The sequence below is a fragment of the Paenibacillus jamilae genome (assembly GCF_050482105.1).
In the GTDB taxonomy this organism is placed as follows: Bacteria; Bacillota; Bacilli; order Paenibacillales; family Paenibacillaceae; genus Paenibacillus; species Paenibacillus jamilae_B.
On sequence record NZ_JBCNHI010000020.1, the window covers coordinates 590859 to 606408 of the forward strand.

The 15550-nt window shown below is 44.9% G+C and carries 18 protein-coding genes; all 18 read left to right on the forward strand.

Annotated elements, in window-relative coordinates; all coding sequences use genetic code 11:
- The first annotated feature begins 18 nt into the window (after positions 1-18).
- The gene (locus ABEW32_RS21680; RefSeq protein WP_430191649.1) at positions 19-2118 is read left to right on the forward strand and encodes a chemotaxis protein CheW; all 2100 of its coding nucleotides are present in this window, start codon (positions 19-21) and stop codon (positions 2116-2118) included.
- Positions 2119-2180: 62 nt separating this feature from the next.
- Positions 2181-2642: a chemotaxis protein CheW gene (locus tag ABEW32_RS21685; protein WP_007430046.1), complete on the forward strand. Its 462-nt coding sequence runs from the start codon at positions 2181-2183 to the stop codon at positions 2640-2642.
- Between the two features lie 3 nt (positions 2643-2645).
- On the forward strand, positions 2646-3272 hold the full coding sequence (locus tag ABEW32_RS21690) for a chemotaxis protein CheC (RefSeq protein ID WP_430191651.1): 627 nt from the start codon (positions 2646-2648) through the stop codon (positions 3270-3272).
- The gene (locus tag ABEW32_RS21695; RefSeq protein ID WP_430191653.1) at positions 3265-3762 is read left to right on the forward strand and encodes a chemotaxis protein CheD; all 498 of its coding nucleotides are present in this window, start codon (positions 3265-3267) and stop codon (positions 3760-3762) included. The genes ABEW32_RS21690 and ABEW32_RS21695 overlap by 8 nt, the downstream gene beginning before the upstream one ends.
- 2 nt (positions 3763-3764) lie before the next feature.
- A complete protein-coding gene (locus ABEW32_RS21700; protein WP_322156808.1) occupies positions 3765-4178 on the forward strand; it encodes a hypothetical protein in 414 nt (137 codons plus the stop codon).
- A gap of 14 nt (positions 4179-4192) precedes the next feature.
- Complete coding sequence (locus ABEW32_RS21705; protein ID WP_016820968.1) at positions 4193-4981, forward strand: FliA/WhiG family RNA polymerase sigma factor; 789 nt, start codon at positions 4193-4195, stop codon at positions 4979-4981.
- Positions 4982-5025: 44 nt separating this feature from the next.
- Positions 5026-6435, forward strand: coding sequence for a flagellar assembly protein A (locus ABEW32_RS21710; RefSeq protein WP_430191655.1), 1410 nt, complete (start codon positions 5026-5028; stop codon positions 6433-6435).
- Positions 6436-6516: 81 nt separating this feature from the next.
- Positions 6517-6837 (forward strand): hypothetical protein, encoded by a 321-nt coding sequence (locus ABEW32_RS21715; RefSeq protein ID WP_430191657.1) that lies wholly within the window; start codon positions 6517-6519, stop codon positions 6835-6837.
- Positions 6838-6877: 40 nt separating this feature from the next.
- A complete protein-coding gene (locus ABEW32_RS21720) occupies positions 6878-7402 on the forward strand; it encodes a DUF6115 domain-containing protein (protein WP_430191659.1) in 525 nt (174 codons plus the stop codon).
- Complete coding sequence (locus ABEW32_RS21725; protein WP_430191661.1) at positions 7399-8046, forward strand: endolytic transglycosylase MltG; 648 nt, start codon at positions 7399-7401, stop codon at positions 8044-8046. The genes ABEW32_RS21720 and ABEW32_RS21725 overlap by 4 nt, the downstream gene beginning before the upstream one ends.
- 254 nt (positions 8047-8300) lie before the next feature.
- A complete protein-coding gene (gene rpsB / locus ABEW32_RS21730) occupies positions 8301-8999 on the forward strand; it encodes a 30S ribosomal protein S2 (protein WP_013309916.1) in 699 nt (232 codons plus the stop codon).
- A gap of 132 nt (positions 9000-9131) precedes the next feature.
- Entirely contained in the window at positions 9132-9782 is a 651-nt protein-coding gene (gene tsf, locus ABEW32_RS21735; protein ID WP_430191663.1) for a translation elongation factor Ts, read from the forward strand.
- A gap of 120 nt (positions 9783-9902) precedes the next feature.
- Entirely contained in the window at positions 9903-10631 is a 729-nt protein-coding gene (pyrH, locus tag ABEW32_RS21740; RefSeq protein ID WP_063208903.1) for a UMP kinase, read from the forward strand.
- Positions 10631-11185: a ribosome recycling factor gene (gene frr, locus ABEW32_RS21745; RefSeq protein WP_014599669.1), complete on the forward strand. Its 555-nt coding sequence runs from the start codon at positions 10631-10633 to the stop codon at positions 11183-11185. Before pyrH ends, frr begins: the two co-directional genes overlap by 1 nt.
- A gap of 85 nt (positions 11186-11270) precedes the next feature.
- The gene (uppS, locus tag ABEW32_RS21750; RefSeq protein WP_430191665.1) at positions 11271-12038 is read left to right on the forward strand and encodes an undecaprenyl pyrophosphate synthase; all 768 of its coding nucleotides are present in this window, start codon (positions 11271-11273) and stop codon (positions 12036-12038) included.
- A 17-nt stretch (positions 12039-12055) separates the two neighbouring features.
- Entirely contained in the window at positions 12056-12847 is a 792-nt protein-coding gene (locus tag ABEW32_RS21755; protein WP_430191667.1) for a phosphatidate cytidylyltransferase, read from the forward strand.
- Between the two features lie 145 nt (positions 12848-12992).
- Positions 12993-14132, forward strand: coding sequence for a 1-deoxy-D-xylulose-5-phosphate reductoisomerase (locus ABEW32_RS21760; protein ID WP_430191669.1), 1140 nt, complete (start codon positions 12993-12995; stop codon positions 14130-14132).
- 109 nt (positions 14133-14241) lie between these two features.
- Positions 14242-15513 (forward strand): RIP metalloprotease RseP, encoded by a 1272-nt coding sequence (gene rseP, locus ABEW32_RS21765; protein WP_430191671.1) that lies wholly within the window; start codon positions 14242-14244, stop codon positions 15511-15513.
- Positions 15514-15550: the final 37 nt, after the last annotated feature.

Genomic DNA, 15550 nt, shown 5'->3' on the forward strand with positions numbered 1-15550 from the left:
TGGAGGAGGTGTCTCACAATGGACATGAACCAATATTTAAACATGTTTATTGATGAGTCGAATGATCATCTGCAATCACTTAACGAAAATATGCTTCAACTGGAAAGCAACCCGACCGATCTAGGCATCGTTCAGGTGATTTTCCGTTCTGCTCATACCCTCAAGGGAATGGCTGCTACAATGGGGTTTGAAGACCTGGCATCGCTCACTCACCAAATGGAAAATGTTCTTGATCTGGTACGTAACAACAAGCTGGCGATGCATGAATTTATATTCGATACCTTATTTAAAGGATTGGATGCTCTGGAGTCCATGGTGCAGCACATTACAGAGGGAGGCGATGGAAAAGCGGATGTCTCCTCTATTGTATCTTCACTGCAATCCATCGTGAGTGGGGATTTCCTAAAGTCCGGCACAAATGCGGCCACTGAGGAAGCTCCTTCTACAAAAAAAGCGGGTTCAAACGATAGTGCTGGACTTGTTTTGGACCAGTTCCAGTATTCTGTATTGGAGCAATCCATTTCGGAAGGGCATCGAGTTCACTATATACAGGTAACCATCAGTTCAGAGAGCCAGCTGAAGGCAGCACGTGCCTTTATGGTATTCAACGCGCTGGAAAACTCTGGTGAAATCGTCAAGGCCTACCCGTCCGTACAGGATATCGAGCAGGAAAAATTTGAACAAAGCTTCTCGTTATATTACATAACGCAGAAAGAAGTTGGAGAGCTGGAAAAGGAAATCACGGGTATCTCTGAAATTGATACGGTCTCAGTGGTACAACTTGATCAGGAATCGCTTAAACAAATGAGCGAAGTTACTGCCGGACTCGCTGAGACAGCAGCGGTACAGGAGGCACCTGTTGCCGTGCAACCGCCCGTTCCATCCCAACCGCAGTCTCCAGCTACGGCATCTGTCGCCAAGCCAGCAGCAGGCAAAGCGCCAGCAGCCAAGGCGGCTGCTCCTACGCATAACCGTACTATTCGCGTAGATATTGAACGTCTGGATGTACTTATGAATTTATTCAGCGAGTTGCTCATTGACCGTGTGCGGTTGGAACAGTTAGCCAGTGAGGCTTCCAATCCAGCACTGACAGAAACGGTTGAGCATATGAGTCGTGTGAGCAGTGATTTGCAAAATGTTGTTCTAAAATTGCGGATGGTACCTGTAGATACTGTTTTCAACCGTTTTCCGCGTATGGTTCGCGATTTGGCCAAGTCGCTGGATAAAAAGCTGGAATTGATTATTACTGGAGCAGAGACTGAAATGGATCGGACGGTTATCGACGAAATTGGCGATCCCCTGGTGCATTTGCTTCGTAACTCCGTGGATCATGGCATCGAGTCGGTAGCCGACCGAATTGCAGCTGGCAAACCAGAGACTGGAACAGTTCACCTGCGTGCTTTCCATAGCGGCAATAACGTATTCATCGAGATTGAAGATGATGGGAACGGGATTAACCGTGAGAAGGTACTAAACAGTGCTATTTCCAAAGGAGTTTTGACAGCAGAACAAGCAGCTTCGATGACTGACGAGGAAGCTTATCAGGTATTGTTTGCTCCGGGCTTTAGTACAGCGGCAGTCATTTCAGACGTTTCAGGACGCGGTGTAGGTCTGGACGTTGTTAAATCCAAAATTACCGCTTTGGGTGGTAATGTTACAGTTCACTCGACATTGGGCCAGGGCACTAATTTCTCTGTACAATTGCCGCTGACCCTATCCATAATTGCAGCTATGATGATACAGATCGGTTCTGAAAAATATGCGATTCCTTTGTCTTCCATTGTGGAAACTGCAATCGTCAAACGTAAGCAAATCCGTTCTGTGCATGGTAATAAAATGATTGCTTTCCGCGATTCTCACATCCCGCTTATCTCCTTGAGTCAGCTGTTTGAGGTTCCGGACTTCAACGAAGATGAAGAGGAAGAGACAGAGGTCGTGGTCATCCGTAAGGGAGACCGTCTGGCAGCTCTTTCCGTACAGGACTTCTTGGGACAAAGTGAAATTGTCCTTAAAAACCTGGGCAAGTATCTTCCAAACATCCAAGGAATTTCAGGCGCCACGATTCTGGGTGACGGTCAGGTTGCTTTGATCATTGACCCGAATGTTTTCATTAAATAATGTCTTCATTAAAAATGAAAGAAATGTGAAATTGCTGACATCAATAAGGAGGGTTTTTAGACATGGGAGAAGAAATTAAAGTTATCGTATTTAAGCTTGGTGAAGAGGAATACGGTGTTGAAGTAGAAAAAGTCCAATCTATTGAACGCATGGTGCCGATTACTCGAGTTCCGAGAACCTATGATTTTGTTAAAGGCGTATTCAACATGAGAGGCGTGGTTATTCCGGTTATTGATCTTCGTGGTCGGTTTGGATTGCCTGAGGCTGAATATACGGATCAAACCCGTATCATTATTGTTGCTGTTGGCGAGATGCAAGTTGGCTTTATCGTTGACTCAGCGAATGACGTTATTGACCTGAATACTGACAACATTGAGACACCACCGGAAGTGATTGGCGGAGTTAAGGCTAAGTACCTGCGTGGAGTTGCTAAAATTGGTGAAGAACGTCTGTTGATTATGCTGAACTTGTCCGAAGTTTTGAACCGTAGCGAAATGAACCAACTGGAAGGCTTAGAGGATTAATTTATGGAGAATTTGGAAAATCTTGAAGACTTCAAGTTGGATGTATTGAAAGAAGTCGGCAACATTGGCTCGGGGAACGCTGCTACAGCGCTCTCCCGGCTTCTCAATAAACCAGTCGATATGGGTGTGCCCAAAGTGCAAATGCTGCCCTTTGAGGAAATTGCGGACAAAGTCGGCGGAAATGAACAACTTGTTGTTGCAATATTTTTTAGGGTAGAAGGGGAAGCACCTGGTAATCTATTCTTCATATTGCAACCCCAGGCGGCGAAAAGCTTACTATCCCGTTTGGCGAATATTCCTTCAGATGACGAGGATAGCTTTAACGAAATGGAGCATTCAGCTCTGTCGGAGATCGGTAATATTTTAGCAGGCTCTTATCTTTCTTCGCTGGCGGATTTCACACGTCTGTCCATGTACCCAACAGTCCCTGCGCTGGCACTGGATATGGCAGGAGCCATTCTCAGCTACGGACTGCTGCAGTTTGGACAGATGGGGGATGCTGCTTTATTGATTGACACATCATTTCTGGAAGGGCAGAATCAGATTGAGGGTCAATTTTTCCTGATTCCTGATCCAGAATCGTTCGGGAAAATCTTTAAGTCGTTAGGAGTCCCGATGAACGATGATTGAGGATAAAAGCATCATTAAAGTCGGCATGGCAGATTTAAATGTTACCAGCAACCCGAACTCGATTCGCACGACAGGACTTGGCTCCTGCGTCGGATTGACCCTCTATGATCCTCATTTGAAACTGGCAGGCATGGCACATGTGATGTTACCGTCCTCGGATATTGCGCGTGAAGGGCAGCTAAATATTGCCAAATATGCGGATACAGCACTGCCAGAGTTATTGGAACGAATGTTAAAACAGGGTGCTGAACGGCGCAGACTGATTGCCAAAATGGCAGGAGGAGCGCAAATGTTTGCCTTTGCCGGTAGTGGAGACACCATGCGGATTGGCCCACGCAATGTGGAGTCGTGCAAGGAAATGCTCGTAGATTTGGGCATTCCTTTAATTGCGGAAGATACGGGTGGCAATTATGGACGAACAATTGAGTTGGACTCTGAAACTGGCGTTTTGAATATTCGAAGCGTACAAAAAGGTGTAAAGGAATTATAAACATGTTATTTGGTAGCTTACGCATTAATCTTTGGTCTGGAGTAGTCGGATTTATTCTGACTTTTGTGTTGTCCGTTGGCAGCAATCTGCTGACCACGAGCTTAATTCGTGGCTTAATCGCCTTCGTTTTTTGGTTCCTACTTGCATTTGTGCTGCGCTGGACACTTGGTGTGGTGGCGCGGCCAGATCTAGGGAATGCCCAGAATAGGGCAAGCTCTCAGGTAGACGGCGTGGGGGGGAATCTGGACCTGACGACACCAGACGAAAATGAAAACCTGAACGAATTGCTAAAACCGAAACCGGAGCAGACGGACGAGGGGAATAATGGTTTCGCACCTTTAAACCCGCCCAAGCTGGTTTCCAACAAGGACCCTGAAGAATTGGCCAAGGCCGTTCGTCACCTGACAGACAAATAAGGAGGGTGAAGCCGATGAACGAGCGAAAAGCCGCTCATTTGAACCATTCCGAGCTGTGGGAGCAATGGAAAGAACACGGTGACAAGGAAGCAAAGAAGCAGTTAATTGAAAAGTATCTCCATATTGTGGAGTATGTGTCGGGCCGTCTTGCAGTAGGCTTGCCTAAAAATGTATCCAAGGATGATTTGGCGAGCAACGGCGTCATGGGTTTAATTGATGCTTTAGAGAAATTTGATTATGAGCGTGGTTTGCAGTTTGAGACTTATGCTTCTTGGCGTGTTCGCGGAGCGATTTTGGATGGTCTTCGACAAGGAGATTGGGTTCCTCGTTCAGTTAGGGAAAAGGCAAAAAAAATCGAAGACGCCTACCAGCATTTAGAACAAAGATATTTACGCACAGTGAGCGACGAAGAGATGAGTCATTATTTGGACGTCTCTGAAAAAGAGTTTCAAAGTATGATCCAGGAGGTCGCTGTGATGTCGATTGTCTCACTGGAGGACCCGATCCGCGAAGAAGAGTCGGAAACACGGCTTTCCCTCTTGGTGGACGAAAAGGCGAAAAATCCGGATCATAAGGTCAATGAATTCACGCTTCGCGATGCCTTGGCACAAGGTATTGATAAATTGACTGAAAAAGAGCGTATCGTTGTTTCTTTATTGTATTACGAGGATCTGTCACTCAGCGAAATTGCTGAGGTCATGTCACTTTCTCCTTCGCGAATTTCTCAGTTGCATTCCAAAGCAATATTACGTCTGAGAGCGACACTGGATAAACAACGGGATTTGCTAATGCGTAAAGATTAACATACGGGAGGTTACAGTAACAGTTAGACGGAAGGAGCACCCATGTGGAGAAGCAGTATGCTTTGGATCAGTTTTTAAAAGTGGTTGTCTCACCTGACAAACAATCCGCCTACTTGGAGTTTGCCAAACGTGAAGAAGGCTTTGCCTGTTCTGTGGAAGAATTAGAACGTTTTCTAAGCAACCAAAAAATAACGTACGGTGTAATTACCGATGCAATTCGCGTGTTTGCAGCAAATCCCGAAGATCATTTCTTTGGGAAATTACTAATAGCTCAGGGGAAACAGCCGATTCATGGTACAGATGGAAAAATTAATCTGGCCGAGATTGTGACCGGTGAAGATGCCCATAAGCCACTTGAAACTGTAGATGGACGGGTGGATTATAAAGAATTAACTCGTTTAAAAAATGTAAAACGTGGACAACTGATTGCCGAACGGGTGGATCCTCTGCCAGGTGTACCGGGGATTGCTGTAACTGGAGAGGAAATTCCTTTTCTTCCAGGTAAAGAGGCGCGTTTTAAAGTTGGAAAAAATGTAGTGATTCATCCAGAAGGCGTTGCGATGTATGCAGCTATTGATGGCTTAGTGACTACAACTGAAAAGGGCAAGCTTAATGTGTTCCCTGTGTATGAAGTGAACGGAGACGTCGATTACAGCGTCGGCAACATTGATTTTGTTGGAACCGTCGTCATTCGTGGGAATGTCTTGACAGGGTTTCGCGTTCGGGCGGCTGGCGACATTCGTGTCATCGGCGGTGTAGAAGGTGCTGAGATTGAAGCGGATGGTTCAGTGGAAATCAGCGGAGGTATTATCGGATACCATAAAGGATTCGTGAAAGCTGCACAAAATGTGAAATGCTCGTTTATACAAGATGGTAACGTGATTGCGGGGGGCGATATACTTGTATCCCAAAGCATCATGCATTCCCAAATCAAAGCGAGTAATAATGTAATCTGTGAAGGGACAAAAGGGCTCATCGTAGGTGGCAGTGTACAAGCTGGTAAAAAAGTGGTGGCTCGTACCGTCGGTAATACGATGTCCACAGCTACCAATATCGAAGTGGGTGTGCTTCCCGAACTGCGTGACGAGCTGACAGAACTCCGCGCACGGTTAAAGCAGCAGACTGACAGCCAGGATAAAACGAACAAGGCTCTAACGATATTGGATCAGCTAGCGGCTGCCGGGCAGCTTGCACCTGACAGAATGGCTATGCGAATCAAGCTGACATCAACTAAAAAATCTAATGAACAGGAATTACTGGAAACCAAATCCAGAATGCTTGAAATAGAACGGACATTAGAAGATACGAGCCGCGCCCGGGTAGAAGTAAAAAATGTGATTTACGGTGGCTCTAAGATAGTTATCGGCAGATATACAAAATTTATTAAAGATTCTGTGGAAAGAATGGCGTTTTATTATCATGAGGGAGATATTAGCATGTCCTCCTATGTGTAATTCAATACACTGATTATCATTCAATTTATCATATTCCTCGGTAGTCTAATACGGATGCCCAATCGGAAAGGGTGTGGTCCAATGAGCTTGAAGGCTGTTGAATTGCAAATTGCTGTACCTCGCACCAGTGAAGCAGGGAAATACCATAGTGAGTCTCAGCAGCGGCCGATGAATGATCAGGCATTACTTGGACAAAAAACTGCGCTGGAGACAGAAAACATGCGTCAGCGAAGCAGTGCCATAGATCAATCTGCGGAAACATTCGTCGGTGAGAGGCAGACAGGTGAGCAGAGCAGAGATTCTTCCCAACAGAACCGCTCCCGCTCAGATGAGACTGAGTTGCCTAAGGAGCATCCGGCAGAGCATCCGTATAAGGGACATCATATTGATTTTTCGCTCTGATCCAAGGGTGGAGAAGCGTTATTAAAGGAGACGATGGGCAGTGGATCAACCATGGATTTATATTGTTCTGCTGGGCGCCGCAGCTGTTGTCTACGCTTGGCTTCTGCCTAAGCGCCAGCCAAGTCGGGGAACAGAAGAGGCCGTCGTTCAAAAGGTTGAGGCTACATTGGAGCAATATATGGCCGATATTGAAAACGACAATGACGAGCTGATAGAGCTCGTATCTGGAATGAAGCAGGAACACGCAGTTAAGCAGACAGCATTGCAAGAGCAAGTAGCTGAGCTTCGAAATCGTATTGTGGAGCTTGAGCGTCAGGCAATGCTTGCTACCGTCTCTATACCAGTCCCAGATTCAGAAGCTTCTTTCGTAACTTTGGAGGAGCAGACGGCACTGCAAGAGCCTCAAACTGAGCAGCAACCAGAGTCCATCCGAGATCGTTATCAAGAGTTGTTCGCGATGCATGAGCAAGGCAAGTCAGTGGATTACATAGCCAAGCAATCAGGCATCCAGCGGGGCGAAGTACAGCTCATATTACAACTTGCGGAACGGGAGGATGTGACGTGATCAAAAACCGTTCATTTATGTTAGGCATGGGTACTGGTCTTATAATGGGGGCATTGCTGTTGCAATTGGCAATAATTGGTCAAGGGCAGTCGCAGCAATCTTCGGTAGATCCGAAAAACATGACGCGAGAGCAACTAGAAAAGGCGGCAGCCGAGTTAAACCTTCAGATCAGTGACAGTTCTGATCCGAAAATGACAGAAGAGGAATGGCGTAATAAGCTGATCAAGGAAGGCAACAAGACTCCCGCTGCACCTCAACAGGCAAAACCAGCTCAAACGCCATCAACACCAAAGGTGCCTGCAAACAGTATATCCTCGGCTGCGACGAAGCCATCGACTAGCACGTCTGCACCACAAAGTCCGAACAAGCCGCAAACACAAAAAGCTGGCACTACAACTAGTCCTAATATTCCTGAACAGCCTGTCAGCCCACAAGTGCAATATAGCATTGCATCAGGCAGCAACTTGAGAAGTGTGGCATCAGGATTGGAGCGGGCAGGAGTCGTATCGGATGCTAGCGCTTTTGAGGCGGCAGCAAAGGCTCAAAAAATCAATACTAAAATTCGTACAGGCACCTATCAGTTTGCTAAAGGTGAGGATTTTAGCTCTATTATTACTAAAATTACAAAGAAGCCGTCCAACTGACCTAATCGGGAAGAGGACGGCTTTATGTTTCTATAACAAGTTAGATGAGGAGTAAAAACTAAGAATCTCCCTCAATCCAACTATTGTCGAAAAGCTGGTTGCAACGCTGCAAGTGTTATGGTATATTAATTGACGGTGTTAAAAACGCACGTCGGTTAATTTTATAAAGGGTGCTTTCAAAATAGAAAGTCTTTATAAAAAATGATGTCGGCGGAGGACACACAAAAAAAACCAAACTTAGGAGGTGCGTGAAGATGGCAGTAATCTCCATGAAACAGCTTTTGGAAGCTGGGGTTCACTTTGGTCACCAAACACGTCGCTGGAACCCGAAAATGGATCGTTATATCTTCACTGAAAGAAACGGTATTTACATCATTGACTTGCAAAAGACAGTGAAAAAGGTTGAGGAAGCTTACAACTTCGTAAAAAGCATTGCAGCTGAGAATGGTACAATTCTGTTCGTAGGCACGAAGAAACAAGCGCAAGATTCTGTTAAAGAAGAAGCAGCACGCGCTGGTCAATTCTACATCAACCAACGTTGGTTGGGTGGTACACTGACTAACTTCCAAACTATTCAAAAACGTATTGATCGTTTGAAACAATTGGAAGCTTGGGAAGAAGATGGTACATTTGCTGTACTTCCTAAAAAAGAAGTTATTATTCTTCGCAAAGAAAAAGATCGTCTTGAAAAATTCTTGGGCGGTATCAAAAACATGAAGGGCCTTCCAAGTGCTCTGTTCATCATTGATCCACGCAAAGAGCGTATCGCGGTTGCTGAAGCTCGCAAATTGGGTATCCCAATCGTAGGTATCGTTGATACAAACTGCGATCCAGACGAAATCGACTATGTTATCCCAGGTAATGACGACGCAATCCGCGCTGTTAAATTGCTTACAGGTAAAATGGCTGATGCAGTTATGGAAGCGAACCAAGGCGAAGAAACTACAGCATAATATTTCCGATTGGAAATATCTATACGAATTAAATGAAAAGGGTGGTTGGTAGGTGGTAAACCTCTCACTACCCTTTTTTTAAGGAATAAAGCTCATATATATCACTGAATATCAAATTTGGAGGGAAATAATATGGCAGTTAATGCTAGCGCAGTAAAAGAGCTTCGTGAAAAAACAGGCGCAGGAATGCTGGATTGCAAAAAAGCGCTTGAAGAAGCAAATGGTGATTTGACAAAAGCGGTTGAAGTTCTGCGTGAAAAAGGACTTGCAGCTGCAGCCAACAAAGCAGGTCGTATTGCTACTGAAGGCGTTGTTGAATCCTATATCCATGCTGGCGGCCGTATCGGCGTACTGGTAGAAGTAAACTGCGAAACAGACTTCGTAGCGAAAACTGACCAGTTCAAAGAATTTGTTCGTGACATTGCAATGCATATCGCTGCATCGAACCCTCGTTATGTTCGTCGCGAAGAAGTGCCACAGGAAGAGATTGAAAAAGAAAAAGAAATCCTGAAAGCACAAGCTTTGAACGAAGGCAAACCAGAAAAAATCGTTGAGAAAATGGTTGAAGGCCGCATCGGTAAATTCTACGAAGAGTTCTGCTTGCTGGAGCAATCTTTCATTAAAGATCCAGACAAAACAATCTCCACGCTGATTAACGAGAAAATCAGTACGATTGGTGAAAACATCTCCGTACGTCGCTTTGTTCGTTTCGAACTGGGTGAAGGTCTTGAGAAAAAAGAAGACAACTTCTACGAAGAAGTTATGTCTCAAGTGAAACAATAATTACCAACGATCGGTAATTGCATACGAAAAAACAGAAATGGAACACATCAGTGTTCCTTTTCTTGCAACAGGACACCTATCCTGTTACATAAAGAATATATGAAATTGGAGGGTGATCATTTGGAAAAACCTGTGTTTAAGCGTGTTGTTCTGAAAGTTAGTGGGGAGTCGCTGTCAGGTCCTAACGGTTATGGTATTGATGCGGACACAATTGCGTCGATTGCTCAGCAAGTCAAGGACGTAGTGGAACTGGGAGTAGAAGTTGCTATTGTGTGCGGAGGTGGTAATATCTGGCGTGGTATTGCTGGAAGTGCCAACGGGATTGACCGGGCAACGGCAGACTACATGGGTATGCTTGCAACCGTAATGAACTCACTGGCTTTACAGGATGCTTTGGAGCAAATTGAAGTACCTACGCGTGTACAAACATCCATCGCGATGCAACAGATTGCAGAACCTTATATCCGCCGTAGAGCTATCCGTCATTTGGAAAAAGGTCGAGTTGTTATTTTTGCTGCAGGCACGGGTAATCCGTTCTTCTCGACTGATACTACAGCTGCTTTGCGTGCCGCTGAGATCGAAGCTGAAGTGATTCTGATGGCTAAAAATAAAGTGGATGGTGTGTACTCCGCCGATCCGTTTAAAGATAGCACAGCTGAAAAATATGAGCAGCTTACGTATTTGGATGTACTTAATAAAAATCTCGGTGTCATGGACTCTACTGCTTCCTCGCTGTGCATGGATAACAATATTCCGTTGATTGTCTTTGCTATTACAGAGCAAGGTAACATTAAACGTGTCGTACTGGGTGAAAAAATTGGTACGATCGTCAAAGGGAGTGTAAATTAATGCCACAATCGGTGAAAAAGAGCGCTGAAGAGCGCATGCAAAAAGCAATCCAGGCATTGCAACGTGATCTTGCATCTTTGCGTGCAGGACGGGCAACACCAGCATTGCTGGACCGTGTGCAGGTTGAATATTACGGTGCAATGACTCCAGTCAATCAGCTGGCGAATATCAATACACCTGACAGTCGGACCTTGATGATTCAGCCTTGGGACAAATCCTCTTTGGCTGATATCGAGCGTGCTATTCAAAAATCCGATTTAGGTTTGACACCTTCGAATGACGGTAATACCATTCGTCTGAGTATTCCTGCTTTAACGGAAGAGCGCAGAACTGACTTGGTGAAGCTGACGAAAAAGAGCGGTGAAGAAGCAAAAATCGCTATTCGTAATATTCGTCGTGATGCGAACGATGATATCAAAAAAATGGAGAAAAGTGATATTTCCGAGGACGAATCTCGTAAGCATCAGGAAGATATCCAGAAGACGACTGACAAGTTTATCGCTGAAGTGGATAAAGTTTTAGCTGCAAAAGAAAAAGAAATTATGGAAGTTTAAAAAGATTGGCAGCCCCTCCCTTACGGTGGGGTTTGTCTCTTTTCAAGCCTGAGGCACATTTTCAGAGAATGCTGGAGGAACTGGAATGATCAAACGGGTTCGGTCTTGGTGGAACGGGGAACAAAAACAGCAAACACCGGCCATTTCAAAAGACAATATTCCGCAGCATGTTGCTGTCATCATGGATGGGAACGGCAGATGGGCCAAACGGATTGGAATGCCGCGGATTGTAGGGCATCAAAATGGAATGAAGGCAGTGAAACGCACAGCAATTGCAGCGGATGAACTGGGTATTAAATACTTAACTATGTTTGCTTTTTCAACTGAGAATTGGACGCGTCCAAAGGACGAAGTTGATTTTCTGATGAAACTGCCTCAAGAGTTTTTGGCAATTGAACTGGATGAGTTAATTGAAAAAAATGTGCAAGTGCGTATGATGGGGAATAAGGAACATTTACCTTCCCATACCGTTGAAGCGCTGACTGAAGCGACTCGACGAACTGAAAATAATACTGGACTTGTACTTAATTTTGCATTAAATTATGGCAGCCGATTGGAGATCACAGAATGCATGCAAGCACTGGGTCGCCAAATTGAGGCTGGAAAGCTTAAGCCGGAAGATATAACATCTGAGCTAATCGGCAACACGTTGCTCTCTACTGGTATGCCAGATCCTGATTTGTTGATTCGAACGAGCGGAGAGCTCAGACTCAGTAATTTTATGCTTTGGCAGCTTGCTTATAGTGAGTTGTGGTTTACTGATATTTATTGGCCTGAGTTTAAGAAAGAGCACTTATACGAAGCAGTGATCGAATATCAGAAGAGAACGCGACGGTATGGCGGACTGAAGTAAATGGAGGATGAAAGCCGTTGAGACAGAGATTAATTACCGGTATTCTGGCAGGCATATTCTTTTTGGCAATGGTCCTGTGGGGCGGCTTGGCCTACCATTTGCTTATATTGGTGATGGCCCTAATCGGATTTTATGAGTTCGCACGAATGACACAGGTATCTCCTTTTGGAGGTACAGCAATGCTTGGCTACGTAAGCATATTAGCATTTGTATTCCCGTATCAACCTCTGGGTTTACACTTACCGTTACCCTTTGCCAGTTTGCTTTGGCTGGTAATGATCGTGTTTATGATGATTACGGTAGGAACGAAAAATAAAATACCGATTCAAACGGTAGCTATACTATTTCTTGGCACCGTATATATAGGATTTGGATTTTCGTATATTGCTGAATCACGTCATATGGAGCATGGACTGTTATGGACATTTCTGTTATTGTCTTGTATTTGGGCAAGTGATGCAGGAGCATATTTTGTAGGTAAAATGGTAGGAAGAACGAAGCTATGGCCTGCGATTAGTCCAAACAAAACGGTCGAAGGGTCCATTGGCGGTGTTGTTTTAGCGCTGGTTGTAGCTCTGGTATTTGCTGGATTGTCAGCTGGACTACTGCCATGGGGTAAAGCCTTCGGCATCGGCTTGTCATGTGCAGTTGTGGGACAACTGGGTGATTTGATACAATCTGCATACAAGCGAGTGTATGGCATTAAAGATTCCGGTAATCTGCTGCCAGGACACGGTGGGATACTAGATCGCTGCGACAGCTGGATTGTCGTTTTTCCATTTGTACATATGCTAATGCTGCTTCCATAAGCCTGGTGATTACAATTTATGATCAGTATTAACCATTATGCTGTTCACCCTGCGCTATTAGAAAGATGGGAACAGTTGCATAGCTGCCTGGAAAACAAACAATGAGCTCCTGATATAAGTGATTTTCAGGATAGGAAGGTGCATCATGAAAAGAATTACGGTACTTGGTTCAACCGGATCTATTGGTACTCAAACGCTGGATGTGGTATCTATGCATCCAGATCAGTTCGCTGTTGAAGCTTTAGCAGGTGGCTCCAATATTAAGTTACTTGCTGAGCAAGCGCATCTCTATCATCCCCAAAAGGTGTCTGTTGGTACTCGGCAATTAGCAGATGAAATTCGTCCTTTACTGCCTTCTGGAATCGAACTACACTGGGGCAATGAAGGACTTGTTGAGTTGGCTGCGAACACAGAGGCGGATATGGTTGTGACGGCTGTAATGGGCAGTGTCGGATTGCACTCCACGCTGGCTGCGATTGAGGCTGGAAAACAGATCGGTTTGGCCAATAAGGAAACACTGGTTACTGCTGGTCATCTGGTCACAGCGCGGGCTCGGGCGAAAGGAGTGCCGTTGCTGCCGATTGACAGTGAGCATTCAGCTATTTTCCAATGCTTGAATGGTGAGCGTATGAAAGATGTAGCACATATTACCCTCACAGCATCAGGCGGTTCTTTTCGAGATTTAACAAGAGAACAGCTGCGTGAAGTTACCGTGGAAGATGCACTTAAGCATCCTAATTGGTCAATGGGAGCCAAAATTACGATTGATTCAGCAACGATGGTAAACAAAGGGCTGGAGGTCATTGAGGCGCATTGGCTGTTTGGACTTAGCTATGAGCAGATTCATGTGCTGCTTCATCCAGAAAGCATTATTCACTCCTACGTCGAGTTTCAGGATACAAGCATCATTGCTCAACTTGGAAACCCGGACATGAGAGTACCCATTCAATATGCATTGACTTACCCTGAGCGGATGAAGTCTCCAGCGAAACCTCTGTCGCTAGCTGAAGTCGGTAAACTCCACTTTAAGGAAATGGATTTTAATCGTTTTCCTTGTTTAAGGCTTGCCTTCGAATGTGGTAAAATGGGTGGTACAGCACCGACCGCATTTAATGCTGCTAATGAGATTGCTGTTGCTCGTTTCTTACGTGGAGAAATTTCTTTTTTGCATATTGAAGCGATTATCGAACAGGTGCTAGAACAGCATATCAATATGGCTGATCCTGATTTGTCTGCGATTGAAACCTGTGACCGCGAGACTCGTAGTATAGCTGCGAAACTGTAAGCCAATTATTGGATTCAAGAAACGAATTGTGATTCTCTTGTGTGGGTTCGGAGAATAATGATAATCTAGGAAGACAAACTCGATCTCATTGAAAGGGGAACGGAAACGATTGGAAACGATTCAAATAGTGTTGATGACGGTGCTCATGTTTTTCGTCATAGTGACGGTGCATGAATGGGGGCATTATTATTTTGCCAAACGCGCCGGGATTCTGGTACGGGAGTTTGCGATCGGTTTCGGTCCGAAACTGTTCTCTTATAAAAGAAACGAGACGCGATTTACGTTGCGGTTGCTACCATTCGGCGGATTTGCCCGCATGGCGGGAGAGGATCCGGAGGTCAATGAAATTGAAACCGGACAAACGATTGCTGTACGTGTAACAGACGGTGTTGTTAAGACCATTTATCTGGACCAACTGGATAACCGTAAGAATGTAGTACGCGGTGAAGTGTTGGATATTGATCTGGAACAAGCGCTAACTGTAAAATTGGATGTGGATGGCGAAGATCAGCAATATACTGTCCACCCGCAAGCGATGATGGTAACCAAAGGACAGTCTATTCAAATTGCACCGAAGGATCGACAGTATGGCAGTAAAACAGTAGGACAGCGTGCCATGGCTATATTTGCTGGACCGCTGATGAATTTTATTCTTGCCTTTATTCTGTTTGGTTTGCATATCCAGATGGTGGGCATACAAGTGGACAACCCGACGTATGTCCAAATTAGTGAAATTACAGCAGGTATGCCTGCTGCTGAAGCTGATTTGCACAAGGGAGATATCATTGAATCGGTGAACGGAGTAGCAATTGGGGCGAATGTTGAAAACATGATTAAACTGATTGCGGATTCTCAAGACAAACCAATGAAGTGGACAGTTCGCCGTGATAATAAAACTTTTGATCTTATGATTACACCACGTGCAATGGAAGGACAAAAGGGCGGCAAGGTGGGGATTGTGCCTGAGCTTCCAAAGCGCCAAGCTGGTGTGGGAGAAACGTTTAAATTTGCCGGACAATCCATGGTGAGAACAACAGATATTATTTTCCAAGGGTTTAGTCAGCTTATCCAACGTTTTTCTATCAATGACCTGGGTGGCCCTGTACGTACTTTTGAAGTGACGGGACAAATTGCTAAGCAAGGCATTGAGCAGTTGACATATTGGACTGCGATTATGAGCCTTTACCTGGGAATATTCAATTTATTGCCTATTCCGGCGTTGGATGGTAGTAGACTTGTTTTCCTTGGTGTTGAGGCGGTAAGAGGACGTCCTGTTGATCCGAGCAGGGAAGGAATGGTCCATTTTGTTGGTTTTGCTATGCTATTCCTGCTTATGATTGCGGTCACGTATAACGATATTTTACGCTTAATTAATGGTTAATTAGAGATGGACATTATAAAATGGTCTGTATGGGAGG

Bases quoted from the DNA above. Each gene is read 5' to 3' on its own strand.
- ABEW32_RS21680 (WP_430191649.1), top strand. From the start codon at position 19: ATGGACATGAACCAATATTTAAACATGTTTATTGATGAGTCGAATGAT.
- ABEW32_RS21685 (WP_007430046.1), top strand. From the start codon at position 2,181: ATGGGAGAAGAAATTAAAGTTATCGTATTTAAGCTTGGTGAAGAGGAA.
- ABEW32_RS21690 (WP_430191651.1), top strand. From the start codon at position 2,646: ATGGAGAATTTGGAAAATCTTGAAGACTTCAAGTTGGATGTATTGAAA.
- ABEW32_RS21695 (WP_430191653.1), top strand. From the start codon at position 3,265: ATGATTGAGGATAAAAGCATCATTAAAGTCGGCATGGCAGATTTAAAT.
- ABEW32_RS21700 (WP_322156808.1), top strand. From the start codon at position 3,765: ATGTTATTTGGTAGCTTACGCATTAATCTTTGGTCTGGAGTAGTCGGA.
- ABEW32_RS21705 (WP_016820968.1), top strand. From the start codon at position 4,193: ATGAACGAGCGAAAAGCCGCTCATTTGAACCATTCCGAGCTGTGGGAG.
- ABEW32_RS21715 (WP_430191657.1), top strand. From the start codon at position 6,517: ATGAGCTTGAAGGCTGTTGAATTGCAAATTGCTGTACCTCGCACCAGT.
- rpsB (WP_013309916.1), top strand. From the start codon at position 8,301: ATGGCAGTAATCTCCATGAAACAGCTTTTGGAAGCTGGGGTTCACTTT.
- tsf (WP_430191663.1), top strand. From the start codon at position 9,132: ATGGCAGTTAATGCTAGCGCAGTAAAAGAGCTTCGTGAAAAAACAGGC.
- frr (WP_014599669.1), top strand. From the start codon at position 10,631: ATGCCACAATCGGTGAAAAAGAGCGCTGAAGAGCGCATGCAAAAAGCA.
- uppS (WP_430191665.1), top strand. From the start codon at position 11,271: ATGATCAAACGGGTTCGGTCTTGGTGGAACGGGGAACAAAAACAGCAA.
- ABEW32_RS21760 (WP_430191669.1), top strand. From the start codon at position 12,993: ATGAAAAGAATTACGGTACTTGGTTCAACCGGATCTATTGGTACTCAA.